The following is a 16057-nucleotide window of genomic DNA, read 5'->3' as shown; positions in this document are numbered from 1 at the left end:
AGAGATGAGAGCCAAGAAACTGACGTAAACCCATTCACGCAAAAGTTCTTAACTCTTATCTCTTGGCTCTTATCTCTCACCTCTTTGCTTACTGCTCATTCAGCGCCCAGTCGTAGGTCTGGTACGAGATGTTGGTGTCGTCGGTGATTTTGGTTTTCGAGAACTTGTTCACCACATCCCTTACTGACATGCCTTTCATTTTCTTGAAATCGCCGCCGTACCAGTCCAGAATTTTCGAGAGGCTCGCCTGCTTGGCCGTGATCGAATTTTTGGCGGGGTTGTTCATGAAATCGCTGCCCTGATCGTCCAGTTGGGCATCCAGCTTGCCGGATTCATAAGCCTCGTTGCGCAGGCGGGGGCATGACTTGGCTGCACACACCAGCGCAAAGTGAATGCGCGGCTCTGAAAACTTCTTGCGGATGATGCCGTGTTCGAGGTTGTTCAAGTCATAGGTCTCCCCGCCGATCTTGATGAACTTCACGTCCCAGGGCGTGTTCACAAACGGGATCTTGATTTTTGCGCCAATGTCTTTGATGCTTTTCACAGGGTAATGGTCCAGGATGAGCTGAATCGTGAAAGCGTTGTAGGCGTTGATCCAGTAGGCGAGCTGTTCATCTTTACTCCAGCTATCAGCGGGCGCATTTTTACTCAGCAGGTCGAGGTAGCTTTTCAGTTCGGCCTTGTCTTTGGCAAAACCTTTATAATCAACCATGCCTTTGCCGTCGACATGTTCTTTGAGCAGTTTGCTGAATTGGGCATGGCTGGGGGCCGCGGCAGTGCTTACCGGCAGGTTCACATTGGTTTTGTAGGAAACAAAGCCGAAGCAAAGGCCAACGGCCAGGCCCAGAACGAGTAAGATCTTCATAAGTAGTGATCGTTTTTGTAAGATATACGCTATAAGCATAGGGAAAGTTTTTGGCATTAATTTAGTAAACAGATGGGTTGTTTATGATATTATTCAGCATATTAATTTGTATATCTACTCATAAGGCAAATAATATTTTATATTTGGGTTAAACTAACCAATATTACCTATGCACGTTTCATTTACTATAAGGACTGGAAGCCTCTTTTTGGTTGCCTGTCTGCTCACCGTTTCTTCGCTACTGGCCCAGGGCATCCGGGGCCGCGTGACCGACAAGGCCACCAATGTCGCCATACCCGGCGCTACTATTGTGGTGGTGGGCACCAACATTGGAGCCACCACCGATGCCAACGGTAATTACCAGATTAAGGTTGCCGCCGGTACCTATAGCATTGCCACCAGCTTTGTCGGCTACAAAACCAATACCCAGCCGGCCATCGTGCCAGCCACTGGCGAAACCGAGATTAACACCAGCCTGGCCGAATCGGCCAGTAACCTGACCGAAGTGGTCGTCACGGGTTCGCGTGCCGCCACCGCCCGCACCAACGTACAAACCGTAGCCCCCGTAGACGTAATCACCGCTAAGGAGATGAAAAGCTTCTCGCAGATCGACGTGGGGCAGATTCTGAACTTTGTGGCCCCCTCGTTCAACTCCAACCGCCAGACCGTGGCCGATGGTACCGACCACGTTGACCCGGCGTCGCTTCGCGGCCTCGGCCCCGACCAGGTGCTGGTGCTGGTCAACGGCAAACGCCGCCACACCTCGGCCCTGCTCAACATCAACGGCACGGTAGGTCGCGGGTCGGTGGGGACGGATATGAACGTGATTCCGGTGGCGGCCATTGAGCGCATCGAAGTGCTGCGCGACGGAGCAGCGGCCCAATACGGCTCCGATGCCATTGCGGGCGTGATCAACGTGGTGCTCAAGAAAGACTATACTGGCCTGACAGCTTCACTCACGGGCGGGCAGAATGTGACCAACCTAAGCTACAACGTGCCGGTGCTGGGTGGCGGATCGAGGAGCATAAGCCAGAGCATTAGCGATGGGCAGGTGCTACAATTCGACATCTCGAAAGGGTTCCGGCTGGGCGACAAAGGCTACCTCACCGTGAGCGGCCAATACAACAACCGGGGCCGGAGCAACCGCAGCGGTCTCGACAACGCCCCCACGATCTACCTTGGCGCGTCGGGTGGTTTTCCGGGCACACCCACGGGACAGGTGCAAAATGATTTCCGTACCAAACTCATTGCCGACGATGCCACGCTGGTGCAGCAACGCAACTACAACCGGCAAAACATGATCATCGGCAACTCGGCCTCAGAAAACGTGGGCTTGTTCATAAACGGCTCACTGCCAGTGGGTAAAAACAGCGAAATCTATACCGCTGGTGGCATTACTTACCGCAAAGGCACGGGCTACGGCAACAACAGAGTGCCGGTGTCGCGCGCGCAACAACCCCTCAACGCCGACGGGACGTTGTTTTACCCCGACGGTTTTTTGCCGGGCATTGGCTCTACAGTGCAGGACCAGTCGTTGATTGCTGGGTTTAAAACGCGGTTTGGGGCGCTTACCATGGACCTAAGCAACACCTACGGCCACAACTCGTTTGCGTTCTCGGTCTTCAATTCGGGCAATGCCTCACTGCCTAATACCAGTACGCCACAAACTACCTTCGATGCGGGTAAGCTGAGCTTTGCGCAAAACACCGTCAACCTCGACTTTGCCCGGCTGTTTGCGAGACCGGGGGCATTTTCATCGATTAACCTGGCCTTCGGTGCTGAAGCGCGGTTCGAGAATTACGCCATTACGGAAGGTGAACCAAACTCCTACATTGGTGGTGACCTGAAGAAATCGGTACCAGCAGCCCCGTTGCTCATCAGCGGTCCCGCCAATGGTACGGCGTTGGCCCTGCCCGGTGCGCAGGTGTTTCCCGGTTTCCAGAAAAGTGATGCCATCGACAAATCGCGCACGAGCCAATCGCTTTATATAGACGTGGAAAGCGAAATCGGCAAACTGCTGGTTGATCTGGCCGGGCGTTTCGAGAATTACAGCGATTTCGGGTCGACCATTAATGGCAAAGTGGCTGCCCGCTTTGGTATTCTGGAGGGCATCAACCTGCGGGCGGCCATCAGCACGGGCTTCCGCGCACCAAGCCTGCACCAGCGCTATTTCCAAAATACCAGCACCCAGTTTGTGAGCGGAAACCCCTCTAACACGCTGACGGTCAATAACGAAAACCCGATTGCCCGCACGTTTATTGGCGTAGATGCGCTCAAGCCCGAAACGTCGGTAAACATGACGGTGGGGGCCACGGCCAAGTTTGGCCGGTTCTCAGCTACCATTGACGCCTACCAGATCGACATCACCAACCGGATTGTGTATTCGGGGGCGTTTTCGCGGGCATTGCTGGGCTTCACGGCAAATGAATATGTGGGCGTGAACAACGTCAATTTCTTCGCCAACGCCGCCAACACCCGCACCCGCGGTATCGACATTGTGCTGAACGAACGGCTTCAACTGGGCAAAGGCCAACTGACGTTGACGGGGGCGGTGAACTTCAACAAAAACGAAGTAACGGCCATCAATTCGACCCCGCTCATTGACGATCCGAAGCAGAACGAAACCAGCGGCCGCAGCCCGGATCAGTGGTTCCGCACCCTGCTATTCGACCGGCAGCAGCGCTCACGCATCGAGGTATTCCAGCCCCAGAACAAGCTGAACCTGAGCGCGAGCTACAGCATTGGTAAGTTTGATATTACGGCCCGGACGGTGCGTTTTGGCGAAATCAGGTATATCCACAACGTTGACCCCACCGTGAAAAAGGCCGACGGCACCTACTGGAACACGCAGTTCGCCCGCGACACCGACGGCAGCGCCTTCATCGACCAGACGTTTAACCCCGTCTGGATTACGGACCTGGTGCTGGGCTACCGCCTCAACAAGACCCTGAACGTCTCTATTGGGGCTAACAATATCTTCGACGTGTATCCCGATCAGATCTACATCGACCCCCGCAACGCGCCGGGTTCACTCGACTACGTGTCGGGCCGCGACGCCTCGAACCGGGGCCGACTGCTCTATCAACCCAACCAGGGCGGCTACAATGGCCGGTTCTTGTTTGGCCGGGTAACGGTGTCGTTGTAAGAAGGAAGTGTAAAGTCCAATGCCTAAGGTTGGCTGACGCGGGAGTACGCTCGCGTCAGCCAACCTTAGGCATTGGACTTTACACTTTACACTTAATTTAGTAGCCGAAACACGACGATCATGGCTGCAGTGAGGCCCATAAGAAGCCACGAAATCTGGCTCAGGGGCACAGTGGGCTGGCCGGGGTCAGTACGGCGGAAGGTGCCGTAGATGCTCAAGAATATAGTTGGTGTAATCGCCGGGGCAATGATACTTAACGGGGTAGTAACGGGCAGATGCAACACCGCCGAGGCCACCGAGGCCAGCATTGGAAACAGGATCAGGGCGTTGGCGCGTTGCTGAACAGACTGCCCTATACTGCCATAAAAGCGAAATGCAAAGGCCATTCGCTTGAGAATCACATTGAGCACGACAAAGCTGCTCACCGAAATAACGATGACCAGCCACGTAGGCAGGCCCAGTTTAGCAAAAATAAACCCTGTGTCGCCGTAGGTGAAAAAGGGCGCGGCAAACAGGTAGCCAAAAAAGGCAAGCACCCCCTGCAAACCCATCCAAAGCAAAAACAGGCTGAGTAGTCCCTTTTCTGTCAGGCGCGTAGACAGCCATAGGCAAACCACCCCCAGCAGCAGCGAAAACCCTGGTCCGGCTGCGGCAATCAGTAGTTGTTGGCTCACCAAACGCCCCGCCGAGTCGTAGGCCACATAATTATGGTGCAGCACTGGGTTGAACCCATACAGGTAGGCGGGCACGAAATGAGCGCATTCGTGCAGCACTGTTGTAAGCAAACTGGTCAGGATAATCAGCGCAATCGAGTTGATTAGTAGGCCGTTAGAACGTACGGGGGCAGTAGCAGGAGTCTGTAGCGTTGGTTCAGATAACATGGTTCAGGTAGGAATTAGCTACCCGAAACATAAGCAAAACAGTTTAAGGTTTAATGTCCAAGGTCTCGGCGACCCCGTCCAATGTTGGCTGACGCAGGAGTACGCTCGCGTCAGACAACATTGGACGGGGTCGCCGAGACCTTGGACATTAAACCTTAAACCTAAATCGTTGCGCCTTCTTTCAACCGTTCGGCGTTTTCAGCGATGCGGAGTTGCTCGATGAATTGGGTGATGTCGCCTTCCATGACGGCGGGGAGGTTATAGACCGTGAGGCCGATGCGGTGGTCAGTGACGCGGCTTTGAGGGTAGTTGTAGGTGCGGATTTTGTCGGACCGGTCGCCGCTGCCCACCATCGTTTTGCGTTGCGAGGCAATGGCGTCGTTGTGGGCTTTCAGCTTGATCTCATACAGCCGCGAGCGCAGCACCGTCAGGGCTTTGTCGAAGTTTTTAAGCTGCGACCGTTCGTCCTGACACTGCACCACCAACCCCGTGGGGATGTGGGTGAGCCGCACTGCCGAATACGTCGTGTTGACGGACTGACCACCCGCTCCTGACGAACAAAACGTGTCTTTGCGGATGTCGTTCATGTTTATTTCCACGTCAACTTCTTCAGCCTCCGGCAGTACCGCCACGCTCGCCGCCGACGTATGAATGCGCCCCTGCGTTTCGGTAGCGGGTACGCGCTGCACCCGGTGCACGCCCGACTCGAACTTCATCTTGCCGTACACATCTTCGCCTTCCACCTCCACCACAATTTCTTTGTACCCTCCCGACGAGCCTTCGGTGAAGTCGACGAGGGTCATTTTCCAGCCCATTTTTTCAAAGAACCGCTGGTACATGCGGAAAATGTCGCCCGCAAAAATGGCTGCTTCGTCGCCGCCGGTGCCGCCGCGGACTTCCAGAATGATGTTGCGGCTGTCGTTGGGGTCTTTGGGCATCAGCATCTCTTTCAACACCGATTCCTGCTCATCGCGACGGGGCACCAACTCGTCCAGTTCCAGCTTGGCCATATCCCGAAATTCTTCGTCTTTCTCGGTGGCGATTACCTCACGGGCATTCTCAATTTCGGTCAGCGTTTGGCGGTAGGCCATATACTGCTGCACCATCTTGTCGAGTTCTTTATATTCTTTGCTCAGTTTCATGAAGCGTTTGGGGTCTGCCGACACCTCCGGCTGCACAATCTGCTGGGCCACTTCGTTAAAGCGTTCGCGTATGGCTTCTAATTGCTCAATCATAATACAAAGATAGGGAGGAAGGGAGGAAAGGAGGAAGGTGCTGACGCTAGAGTAATATGCCTGCGTCAGCACCCTCCTCCTTTCCTCTCTTTCCTCCTTTCCTCCTTTTTCTTCTACCTTTACACCACCGCCGTTCCGAACGATTCTGGGGGGTGGCGGCGTTACCCCTCTGCTTACGTACACTTCCAACTGCGCTGGTTTGCGCCAGTGCCAAACGGGTAAAGCTTCTTATGAGCGACGCCATTAAACACGAGTGCGGCATTGTGCTGCTACGCCTTCGCAAGCCCTACCAGTACTACATCGACAAATACGGAACACCCCTCTACGCGGCCAATAAGCTGTTTTTGCTGATGGAAAAGCAGGTGAACCGGGGTCAGGATGGGGCAGGCGTCGCCAACATCAAGCTCGACGTGCCGCCCGGCCATCGATACATCAGCCGCTACCGGTCCGTCGAAAATCAGCCCGTGGCCGACGTGTTTGGCAAGATCAACAAGAAGTTTAGTAAGGCGCTGAAGAAAAATAAAGACCGCGCCAATGATGCCAAATGGCTCCAGGAAAACGTAGCCTTCACCGGCGAAGTCTGGATGGGCCACCTGCGCTACGGTACCCACGGGGCCAACGACATTGAAAACTGTCACCCCATGCTCCGCCAAAGCAACTGGCGCAGTCGCAACCTGGTCATGGCGGGTAATTTCAACATGACCAACGTCGATGAGTTGTTCAACAAGCTGGTGTCGTTGGGGCAGCACCCCAAAGACTTTGTCGACACAGTGACGGTGATGGAAAAAATCGGGCACTTTCTCGACGAAGAAAATCAGCGCGTGTTCGACCGGTTTAAGGGTATTTACGAAAACCCTGACCTCTCAGACATCATTGAAGACAACCTCGATTTGCAGCGCGTACTGCACCGCTCGTGTCGCGATTTCGACGGGGGCTATGCCATGGTGGGTATGACCGGTTTTGGGGCCTCGTTTGTGGCCCGCGACCCCGCCGGTATCCGCCCCGCCTATTATTACGCCGACGATGAAGTGGTGGTGGTGGCCTCAGAAAAGCCCGCCATCAAAACGGCGTTTAATGTCGAGTATTCTGAGATACAGGAAGTTAAACCCGGTCATGCGTTGGTTATCGATAAGTACGGCGAATATGGCGAATACGAGTTCATTAAGCCCATCGAGAAGCGGTCGTGCAGTTTCGAGCGCATTTATTTCTCCCGCGCCACCGACCCCGATATTTATAACGAACGCAAAAAACTGGGCCGGTTGCTGGTGCCGCAGATTCTGGAGGAAGTCAACTACGACCTCGAAAACACAGTTTTCAGCTACATCCCGAACACCGCCGAAACCGCTTTTTTCGGTATGGTGGAAGGTATTGAAGAATACCTGGCCAAGCAGCGCAAGAAGGCCATCATGGAGGGTATTCTGTTCGAGCAGGACCTGGAACGGGTGCTCTCGTTCCGCCCCCGGATAGAAAAGCTGGTGTCTAAAGACGTCAAGCTCCGCACCTTCATCACCGACGATGCCCACCGCGACGAGATGGTGGCTAACGTGTATGACACGACCTACGAGGTTATTAAAAAAGGCGTAGACACCCTGGTGGTGGTCGACGATTCCATCGTGCGCGGCACCACGCTGGAAAAGAGCATCTTGCGGATGCTGGACCGGCTGGAACCCAAAAAAATTGTGATCGTATCGTCGGCCCCGCAGATTCGCTTCCCCGACTGCTACGGTATCGACATGTCGAAGGTGAAAGATTTTGTGGCCTTCCGGGCGGTGCTACAACTGCTGAATGAGCGCGGCCTGAACCACATCGCCGACGAGGTGTATGCCCAGGCGGTGGCGGCTATTGAGTCGGGTAATGCCATGCAGGAGAACTACGTGAAGGCACTGTTTGCCCCCTTCACCCACGACGAGATTTCGCGCAAAGTAGCCGATATCATCACCCCCCGCCGCAACGACGTAGTAGACCTGAAAGCCGAAGTAGCGGTGATCTACCAAACCGTTGAGAACCTGCACATGGCCTGCCCCAACCACTCCGGCGACTGGTATTTTACGGGCAACTACCCCACCCCCGGCGGCAATAAAGTGGTGAATAAGGCCTTCGTCAACTTCATGGAAGGCAAAGTGGTCCGGGCGTATTAGACATGCTCACCACCAACGCAGCACCTTAGCTACCACTGCAAACGAGATCAATATTGTTTGCACGATGGCCGTGTACGACAGAATTTTCAGGGTCTTACTTTGACTTTGGAGGGTCGTCTCCAATTCACCTACTCTTCCAACAAACAGGCTACTGAGTTTCTCCACCTCGCGTTCAACGATCTGCCTGATCTCCGAACGGTGATTATCCAGTCTCGTTTGTATGGTGCCTGACAGGTCAACAAAGTGCTTGTTTTGCCGAATATGAAGTTCGCTGAACTGGTCAGTAAACAATCTATTTTGCTGCTTGACTGCTTCGTTTTGTTGCTCACCAAACCGCTTAAATACTAATTGTTGATCATCCAGTTTTATTTGTACAATGTTTGAGTGGTTATCTAACTGTTTATTCTGTTGACTGAGCGACTTATCGAGATGGTCGTTTAATTGCTTATGCGCCTCTTTTTGATGAGTAATGAAATGTCTATTTTCCAAATGATAGCCATCCATTTTTGTTTTTACGTTGTTAGACAGTTCAACGAAATTCTTGTCTTGCTGATCACGCGATTTGTTGAATTGGTCGGTTGACTGTTTGCTTAGTTGGATTCTACCTTCGTTCTGTTGCTTTTCTAAATTGTCAAGTTGTTCTTTGGTAGATGAGGCAGACGTAAAGCTAATCTCATTGAACTTCTGAGTTGCCTTTATAAGTGAAGAAGACGTAGCTATCAATTGCTCCCGTGCTTCGTTGAGCTTGCCCGACTGATCCCGACTTTCTTGCTGCAAACGGGTAGCCAACTGATTAATTGATTTAGTCAGGACTAATTCGTTTTCAAATTCGCCGATTAGCTTATCTAACTCGTGTAGTTTGCTCATGTAGTTGCCGATTAAGGCGTTTGATTTGGTTTAGTCGCTGCCGATAGTCAGTGAATAATAGTTCGGGAAGTTGCAGGCTGTCGGCCCATTGTTCAATATGTTTTTGCTGGTCAGGAAAGACACGGAGGATGGATTGCGCTATTTCATATCGCCCCTCTCTGTTTGCGATATGACTAGCTACGCGCTGACATCCGATGAAGAAAGTGTTCACAATATTTGTCTGCTTTAATGCACTCAAAGCTTCTTCAAAACGAACGCGTCCGTCATTGTCTTCGTAATCGTCATTTAATGCTCGTACTAGGCCACTCATCATATTTAAGCCAGTGTTATTTCCGCGAGCTTCCAGAACACGGCTTAGTTGCGCCTGCATTGTTTTAATCTCATCTGTTAAAATGAAACGGCTTTTGCCGAACTCTACTTCATCCGTTGGAATCAGAGAACGGGTTTTGTCCGTCGATAGCGATGAACGCGCTGGGGCAGTAAACCGGAAGAAATTATAGAACCAACTTTGTATCTGCTTGACAGTAAGGTCGATAAGTGTTTGTTCAGAGATTCCTTGTAGCACGTAGCTGACATCATCGAACTTAAAATAATCTTCTAGCGCCCGCTTAAATTCACCCGGTTTGTAATGGCCTTCCACTTCTTTCAGGCAGTTTTCGTAAACCGTTTTAAGCGACTGTTTTCGATTGGCTACGATGCTGACATACGTCCAGACAACCAGTACTTTCATATATAGTTTTAGTACTTTTTGGTTAAACTTATCAGCGTCGTAATTCGCGAAATAGGCCGGGTATTGTTTTGCGAATTGGTTAAGCTGAAAATCAGGTTCATACTTCACTATGTGCTCCATAAGTGCTTTCTGACAGTACTCAGCGTTCCATTCGGGCTTGAGAATGACCTTAAAAGTTCTGCCGGGGAATTTCCAGGTAACTGTCCAGTCTTCTACTAGTCCAAGCAGCATGAGCCTGTATATTGCTTTTTCGGTTTTACCCGCATTAGTTTCTCCGTCGACTCTAATAACTATACTTCCTTTATCTTGATTATCAATTAATTTCAGAGTTAATTCTTTGAGGTCTTTTACGTCATCAAGTACAGTGCCTAATCCATTAGTAAGTAAAAATAATTGAGAAAACACGTCAAATTGTTCTTCTGGTCCTAAATTATCACACGCTGATTTGATATCTTCCAAAAACGTATCCTTCGATAGAATTGTACTGATTACATCAGGGTATCTCTCTTTCGTTAAGAATATTAGGCAATTTGCGTCGCCTTTATCACGCCCGGCCCGACCTGCTTCCTGATATAACGATTCCATTGATGCAGGTAAACCATAGTGTGCCGTGATGCGAATATTGGGTTTGTTAATACCCATGCCAAATGCTTTGGTAGCAACCATCAACGAAAATCCATTCTTCTTATATTCGTCCTGAACGTTCTGCTTATAAATATCAAATTCTGACTCGGCCATAATGCCCCTCACTTCTTTTTTAGACTGTCCTTCGCTGTTTTTGCTATAACTGGTGATTGTCGGTATGCTACCAGCGTACCATTTAACAGTTTCATTGAGTGTAGTTGCCAGGCTATTGGCAACGCTGTAACACCCCTTTCCGCCGTTCACATTCGGGGTAAAAATTAAGCCACAACCAAATTTATCGCTCAGTTCGCCCGCAGTTTCTCGTTGAGAATTTCCTAACGATTTCCCCTGATATAATTTTAGTCGTTTGGTCAAATAGTCTAGTTTCTTTCCTCCATCGTCGATAACTTCAAATGTCAACTCCTCGCGGCCATAATCGGGTAATGTTTTAACGTCGTTGCTGTCATCAACGCCCATTTCAGCCTTTAAATCTTTGAGTACGTTTAGTGAGGCCGTGGCTGTTAAACCCACTAGCGTAGCGGCGGGACAATGCGACTTGATGGTTTTGATTAAATTCAGGTAAGACGTGCGGAAGTCGTGGCCCCATTCCGACAGGCAATGAGCTTCGTCAATCACTCCGTAGGCAATTGGGTTTTCGGCATAGGCTGCTGTAAGCGCATCGCGGAAGGTTTGACTTTGAAACCGTTCGGGCGAAACAAAGACGAAGAAATAGCGGCCCTCGCCAAATTGTTGTTGAGCCCGTGCTTTCTCTGTAGCACTCAACTCACTATTGATGTAAGCAATCTGGTTGATGCCCGCTTTCTGTAAATCCTGTGCCTGATCACGCATCAGGGCTTTAATGGGGCAAACCACAAAGCTGAGGGCTGGCTGAAGCAGCGCAGGCAGTTGAAAACAAATCGATTTGCCGCTGCCGGTCGGCAATAAACCAATGGTGGTGCGCAGATTCAGGGCGTTGGCAATGATGCCAAGTTGGCCCGATCTGAATTTGGGGTAGTCGAAGAGGTTTTTCAGGAAAAAATCCAGACTGTTTTCGTTTTTGTGTTTGCCCTCATAAACGATATGGTACTGAACCGGCGAGGCTGTGCTAACCCGGAAATGATTGGTAAGAAGGGGACAACTAAGCTGCTTACCTATAACCGCGTGGTACTCATCGATGTAATCGGTACGTACAAAGAGCGTGTTGGAGTTGGTATCGGCTTCGTCGGTCCACCGTTTTAGAACACTAAAGTCGATGTTAATGCCATTATCTGCGGGAAAGGCTTCCCTAATAGCCACCGGATTAATGATGTAGGCAGGGCGCAGTTCGGGATCAAATCTCAGTTTGTATGTTTTGCCAACTTTGTGGGGAGCCTGGAGTTTGAGCAGATGCCCGAACCAGATAAACAGATCATCGAGGGCAAGTTTAGCAAAGTCGGTGGCGTCATGTTCACGCAGATTAAACCGCCATTGCTTATCGGTCAGGCGGATTTCCCCCCGGTGCAACAACTCCAGCATGAGTAATTGAAACCGCATGATGGCGGCCAACTGGAGCTTTCTTTTGGGCTGTTCGGTAAGTGGCATTGCGGCATTAAGGCGGTATTGCCTGAGCCGACTTTCGTGTTCAGCCAGCCGCTGACACAAGTCGCTGATGCTTTTGGCAAACGCTTCATTTTTTGCCAGTAGGTCAGCTACGACAAAACGAATGACCTTGACCCCGTGTGCTTGCAGATAGGTATCGCGTTGTTGGTCATCCCACTGTTGCGCGGACTCTTTGTGCTGACTACCGTCAATTTCGATGACGACAAACGCCTGCGGAAGGTAAAAATCAACTTGCTGCTGGGTGAACTTGTCTGTATCGCTTTCGGGTATTATGTCGCTGATGAACGCCTCTGGTAAGATCAATGACCTGATAAATGCGTACTCAGGCAGGTAGCCGGGAATGATGGTTTCGTAGAAATCGCGGGCTGGATAAAAGTCGTTTTTCTCATCGCCCCGAATGGTTCGCTCCCAATTAGGTAGGTCGCTGTCGATGAGTGCGAACTGATTTTGGTCTTGAGCATCACTCCCTAACCTGCCTTCAAGAAACTGGCTCAGACCAGTTGGTTTACCACGTTGAAGCAGATTTTTGAGAACACAAATTGTCGGTGTAAAAACGTCTGTTACGTAGTTACTAGGCAGGTTCTGAATGATAAAATTAGGATTGGTACGGTTATAACTAGCCGTAAATGCCTTAGCACTCATTCTTTCCACAACGTTTAAACAAGAGTTTCCTAAAAGTAAGGTTATTTAACCCTGATTGTTAATAATCTACTTTCAGCGTTAACCGCGCCTTCGTCAACTTCATGGAAGGCAAAGTGGTCAGGGCGTATTGATGTTATTTGTCGTCCCGTCAGGGACGTAAGAGCGCAGCGTCGGTAGAGACGACACGCCATCAACATCAAAAGTCCCGTCAGGGACGAGACAACGGAGCGTTGGGTTGTACCTGCTGCTACGATGTCTCGTCCCTGACGGGACTTTTGATGTTGATGCCGTGTCGTCTCTACCGACGCTGCGCTCTTTTGCCCCGCTGGGGCAATCCCTCACTGTTTGATGAACTCGACGCGGCGGTTGTTGGCTTTGCCTTCGGGGGTGGTGTTGGGCGTGGCGGGCTGGGTTTCGCCTTTACCGTCGGTGGTGAGGCGGCTGGCGTTGATGCCGAAATCACTGCTCAGCGCGGCCTTAACGGCCTCGGCGCGGCGTTTGGATAGGGTCAGGTTGGTGGCATCGTCGCCATCGGCATCGGTATGGCCCACAATGAGCACCCGCAGGTCGGCGTTTTCGGTGAGCACGTTGGCAATGTCTTTCAGCGCACCAAACGATTCGGGTTTGATCGTGGCCTGCCCTACGTTGAAGAGGATGCCCCTCGTCACGAACTTGCCCTCGGTCACGAGTTTGTTGCGGGTGTCGGGTGCCCCCACGGCCAGGCGCAGGTTGCCCAGGTAATAGCTGTCTTCGGGCCGGTGCATGTCGCCCAGGGCAAACACTACTGAGTTATAGGCCACGTCGGGTAGGAACGCACGGGGCAGGTCCCAGATCTTTTCTTCGTTTACATACACGCGCAGCCGCTGCCGTTGCCGCCACACCGACACCTTCACCAGGTTGCGTCCGCCCGCCCAGAACTGGTTCACCAACAGGTCGTTATTCATGGTTCGTTCGCCGTTTTCAAACACTTCGACGTGGCTGCTGCCCGATTTGGCACCTGCCGCCATGGGGTGCATAGATACCGACGTGCCCGTGCCGATGTTATGCTTGAAAACGCCCCAGCCGGCAAACTCTTTGGCCGGATTTTTCAGGGCCGCAAAGGCTGTATGCAGGCTTGTTGAATAGAAATTGAAGGGATTGGAGCAGGCCAGATCGAACTGGAGCGTGAAGTTGTCGGGCAGGTTGCTGATGTATTCGGGCAGGTATTGCCCTTTCTTGCCCAGGGCCAGCCAATGCCCCGGTACACCTTCGATGGTCACGATCTCGCCTGATCCGGTGGCGTTCCATTTGGCCGGAAAATCGCCCACGGCATCCTGCATGAAATCGTCGGCCACAAGGAGTTTTTCGCCCGGCACAAAGTCGAACCGGCTGTAGGCTTTCAGCGTGGTAGGTGCCTCACTGGCGTTGGTCGAGGAGGTCCGGTTGTTGCCGGGGCGGGCGTAGGTATCGTCGGCGGGTGGGTTGTCGGCGTCGGTGGTGCTGGTTTGGCCGTTTTGGTTTTGCGGCTGGGGCTTAGCGGGCTTCTTCTTAAACGCGTTGATGATGCCTTCCTCCACTTTGTCCAGCCCCCGGTCTATGCTCTGGTTCACCCGACTGTTGGCGCGGTATTCCACGCTGCGCTCTACGGTGCGGGCGGGATCGTAGATGCGCACCTGAGCACGGCCGACGAAACAAACTAGACTAAAGCATAGGCAGGTAAGGATTCTCATAAGAGTCTGGTAGTTAGTAAATTGTAGTAGCTAAAAGTAAAGGCTATAACTGTATGTTGTGATTTGTTGATGAGCAAGCGGTAGCAGGATGTATTGTTTGGCCACTTATGGTATCATAATCGCAACATTTCGGACCTGACCAGGTTGAGCATACATAGCTTATAACACCCGTTATGCCTACCCACAACCGTATCCTGTACTGGTTCCGAAATGACCTTCGCCTGCACGACAATGCCGGTTTTGCTGCTGCCTGTGAAGACGCTACCCAGGTGCTACCCGTTTATGTATTCGACCCCCGGCAGTTCCGTGAACTGGCCGCCATCGGGGTGAAAAAGACGGGTATTTTCCGCACCAATTTCCTCATCGAATGCGTGGCCGACCTGCGGGCCAGCCTCCGCGCCCGCGGGGCCGACCTGATTATCCGGGTAGGTGAGCCGTCCCAAATTCTGGCCGACTTGGCCGAAACCATCGACGCACAGGCCATCTACGCCAGCAAGGAAGTGACCTCCGAAGAAACCGACGTAGAATCGGCCCTGTCCAAACGGCTGAAACCGCTCAACATCGACATTGAGTTTTTCTGGACCAGCACCCTTTACCATGTCCGCGATTTGCCGTTTGGCGTGGCTAAACTGCCCGACATATTTACCCAGTTTCGGAATCGGGTGGAGAAGTACGCCCCTGTGCGTGAGTTGGTGCCCACGCCCGATGCCCTTCAACTCCCCGACGATGTTGACTCTGGCGACATGCCCACGCTGAGCACGTTTGGGTTCGACAATGCGCTGAAAAGCGACGTGCGGGCGGCAGTGCCATTCAAAGGCGGCGAAACCGCGGCGGTGGCCCGGCTGGAGCGGTACTTGTGGGAGAAAGACCTGATCCGCACCTACAAAGACACCCGCAATGGTATGCTGGGCGAAGACTATTCGAGCAAGTTTTCGGCCTGGCTGGCGCACGGCTGCCTGTCGCCGCGCTTTGTTTTCCACGAAGTGAAACGCTATGAGCAGGAACGCATCGCCAACGACTCGACCTACTGGCTTATTTTCGAGCTGATCTGGCGCGACTTTTTCCGGTTTGTAGCCCTCAAATTCGGGACGCGGCTATTCAAACCAAGCGGTATCAAGCACGACCTGCAAAAACACTGGCGGCGCGATTTCGACCTCTTTCAACGCTGGGCCGAGGGCGAAACGGGCATTCCCTTCATCGACGCCAACATGCGCGAGCTGAACCACACGGGCTTTATGAGCAACCGGGGTCGGCAAAACGTGGGTAGCTTTCTGGTCAAAGACCTGGGCATCGACTGGACCTGGGGTGCGGCTTATTTCGAGAGTTTATTAGTCGATTATGACCCTTGTAGTAACTGGGGCAACTGGAACTACGTGGCGGGCGTGGGCAATGACCCCCGCGAAGACCGCTACTTTAATATCCTGACTCAGGCCAGCCGCTACGACGAACGCGGCGACTATGTAAAACACTGGCTCCCCGAACTGGCCAACGTCCCCGCCGACAAAATACAGGTAGTCTCGACCCTGACCCGGCAGCAACAAACCGACTACGACGTGGCCCTCGGCGAAGATTACCCCATGCCAATAGTGAACCCCGCCAAGTGGATGAAGAAGTGAGCAGCA

At 52.3% G+C, this 16057-nt stretch carries 9 protein-coding genes; 3 read left to right on the top strand and 6 right to left on the bottom strand.

Features of this window, described 5'->3' with window-relative positions:
- Positions 1 to 88: 88 nt before the first annotated feature.
- A complete protein-coding gene (locus tag J2I48_RS15625; RefSeq protein WP_229376336.1) occupies positions 89 to 865 on the bottom strand; it encodes a DUF547 domain-containing protein in 777 nt (258 codons plus the stop codon).
- Between the two features lie 169 nt (positions 866 to 1034).
- On the opposite strand from J2I48_RS15625, the gene J2I48_RS15620 reads away from it, so the two are divergent.
- Positions 1035 to 4010: a TonB-dependent receptor gene (locus tag J2I48_RS15620; RefSeq protein WP_207336401.1), complete on the top strand. Its 2976-nt coding sequence runs from the start codon at positions 1035 to 1037 to the stop codon at positions 4008 to 4010.
- A 92-nt stretch (positions 4011 to 4102) separates the two neighbouring features.
- Here J2I48_RS15620 and J2I48_RS15615 read toward each other — a convergent pair whose 3' ends face one another.
- Positions 4103 to 4891, bottom strand: a complete 789-nt coding sequence (locus J2I48_RS15615) for a hypothetical protein (RefSeq protein WP_207336400.1) — start codon at positions 4889 to 4891, stop codon at positions 4103 to 4105.
- Between the two features lie 161 nt (positions 4892 to 5052).
- On the bottom strand, positions 5053 to 6126 hold the full coding sequence (gene prfA / locus J2I48_RS15610) for a peptide chain release factor 1 (protein ID WP_207336399.1): 1074 nt from the start codon (positions 6124 to 6126) through the stop codon (positions 5053 to 5055).
- A gap of 230 nt (positions 6127 to 6356) precedes the next feature.
- Here prfA and J2I48_RS15605 point away from each other — a divergent pair, with 230 nt between their 5' ends.
- Positions 6357 to 8264, top strand: a complete 1908-nt coding sequence (locus J2I48_RS15605; protein WP_207336398.1) for an amidophosphoribosyltransferase — start codon at positions 6357 to 6359, stop codon at positions 8262 to 8264.
- A 6-nt stretch (positions 8265 to 8270) separates the two neighbouring features.
- Here J2I48_RS15605 and J2I48_RS15600 read toward each other — a convergent pair whose 3' ends face one another.
- From J2I48_RS15600 to J2I48_RS15590, 3 genes are all read right to left on the bottom strand, one after another.
- A complete protein-coding gene (locus J2I48_RS15600) occupies positions 8271 to 9131 on the bottom strand; it encodes a hypothetical protein (protein ID WP_207336397.1) in 861 nt (286 codons plus the stop codon).
- The gene (locus J2I48_RS15595; protein ID WP_207336396.1) at positions 9106 to 12726 is read right to left on the bottom strand and encodes a DEAD/DEAH box helicase; all 3621 of its coding nucleotides are present in this window, start codon (positions 12724 to 12726) and stop codon (positions 9106 to 9108) included. The genes J2I48_RS15600 and J2I48_RS15595 overlap by 26 nt, the downstream gene beginning before the upstream one ends.
- Positions 12727 to 13064: 338 nt before the next feature.
- Positions 13065 to 14435: an OmpA family protein gene (locus J2I48_RS15590; protein ID WP_207336395.1), complete on the bottom strand. Its 1371-nt coding sequence runs from the start codon at positions 14433 to 14435 to the stop codon at positions 13065 to 13067.
- 173 nt (positions 14436 to 14608) lie between these two features.
- Between J2I48_RS15590 and J2I48_RS15585 the strand changes: the two genes are divergently transcribed.
- Positions 14609 to 16051 carry a DASH family cryptochrome gene (locus J2I48_RS15585; protein ID WP_207336394.1) on the top strand — a complete coding sequence of 481 codons (1443 nt, stop codon included), beginning with the start codon at positions 14609 to 14611 and terminating at the stop codon, positions 16049 to 16051.
- The last annotated feature ends 6 nt before the right edge of the window (positions 16052 to 16057 follow it).

It is taken from the genome of Fibrella aquatilis, assembly GCF_017353255.1.
GTDB lineage: Bacteria > Bacteroidota > Bacteroidia > Cytophagales > Spirosomataceae > Fibrella > Fibrella aquatilis.
The sequence above is the reverse complement of the archived record's forward strand: the minus strand, read 5'-3'. Positions and strand labels throughout refer to the sequence as shown.

What these genes read in the sequence shown, in the direction of transcription:
- J2I48_RS15590 (WP_207336395.1), bottom strand. Translation starts at nt 14,435, where the DNA reads ATGAGAATCCTTACCTGCCTATGCTTTAGTCTAGTTTGTTTCGTCGGC.
- J2I48_RS15600 (WP_207336397.1), bottom strand. Translation starts at nt 9,131, where the DNA reads ATGAGCAAACTACACGAGTTAGATAAGCTAATCGGCGAATTTGAAAAC.
- J2I48_RS15595 (WP_207336396.1), bottom strand. Translation starts at nt 12,726, where the DNA reads ATGAGTGCTAAGGCATTTACGGCTAGTTATAACCGTACCAATCCTAAT.
- J2I48_RS15605 (WP_207336398.1), top strand. Translation starts at nt 6,357, where the DNA reads ATGAGCGACGCCATTAAACACGAGTGCGGCATTGTGCTGCTACGCCTT.
- J2I48_RS15585 (WP_207336394.1), top strand. Translation starts at nt 14,609, where the DNA reads ATGCCTACCCACAACCGTATCCTGTACTGGTTCCGAAATGACCTTCGC.
- J2I48_RS15625 (WP_229376336.1), bottom strand. Translation starts at nt 865, where the DNA reads ATGAAGATCTTACTCGTTCTGGGCCTGGCCGTTGGCCTTTGCTTCGGC.
- J2I48_RS15620 (WP_207336401.1), top strand. Translation starts at nt 1,035, where the DNA reads ATGCACGTTTCATTTACTATAAGGACTGGAAGCCTCTTTTTGGTTGCC.
- J2I48_RS15615 (WP_207336400.1), bottom strand. Translation starts at nt 4,891, where the DNA reads ATGTTATCTGAACCAACGCTACAGACTCCTGCTACTGCCCCCGTACGT.
- prfA (WP_207336399.1), bottom strand. Translation starts at nt 6,126, where the DNA reads ATGATTGAGCAATTAGAAGCCATACGCGAACGCTTTAACGAAGTGGCC.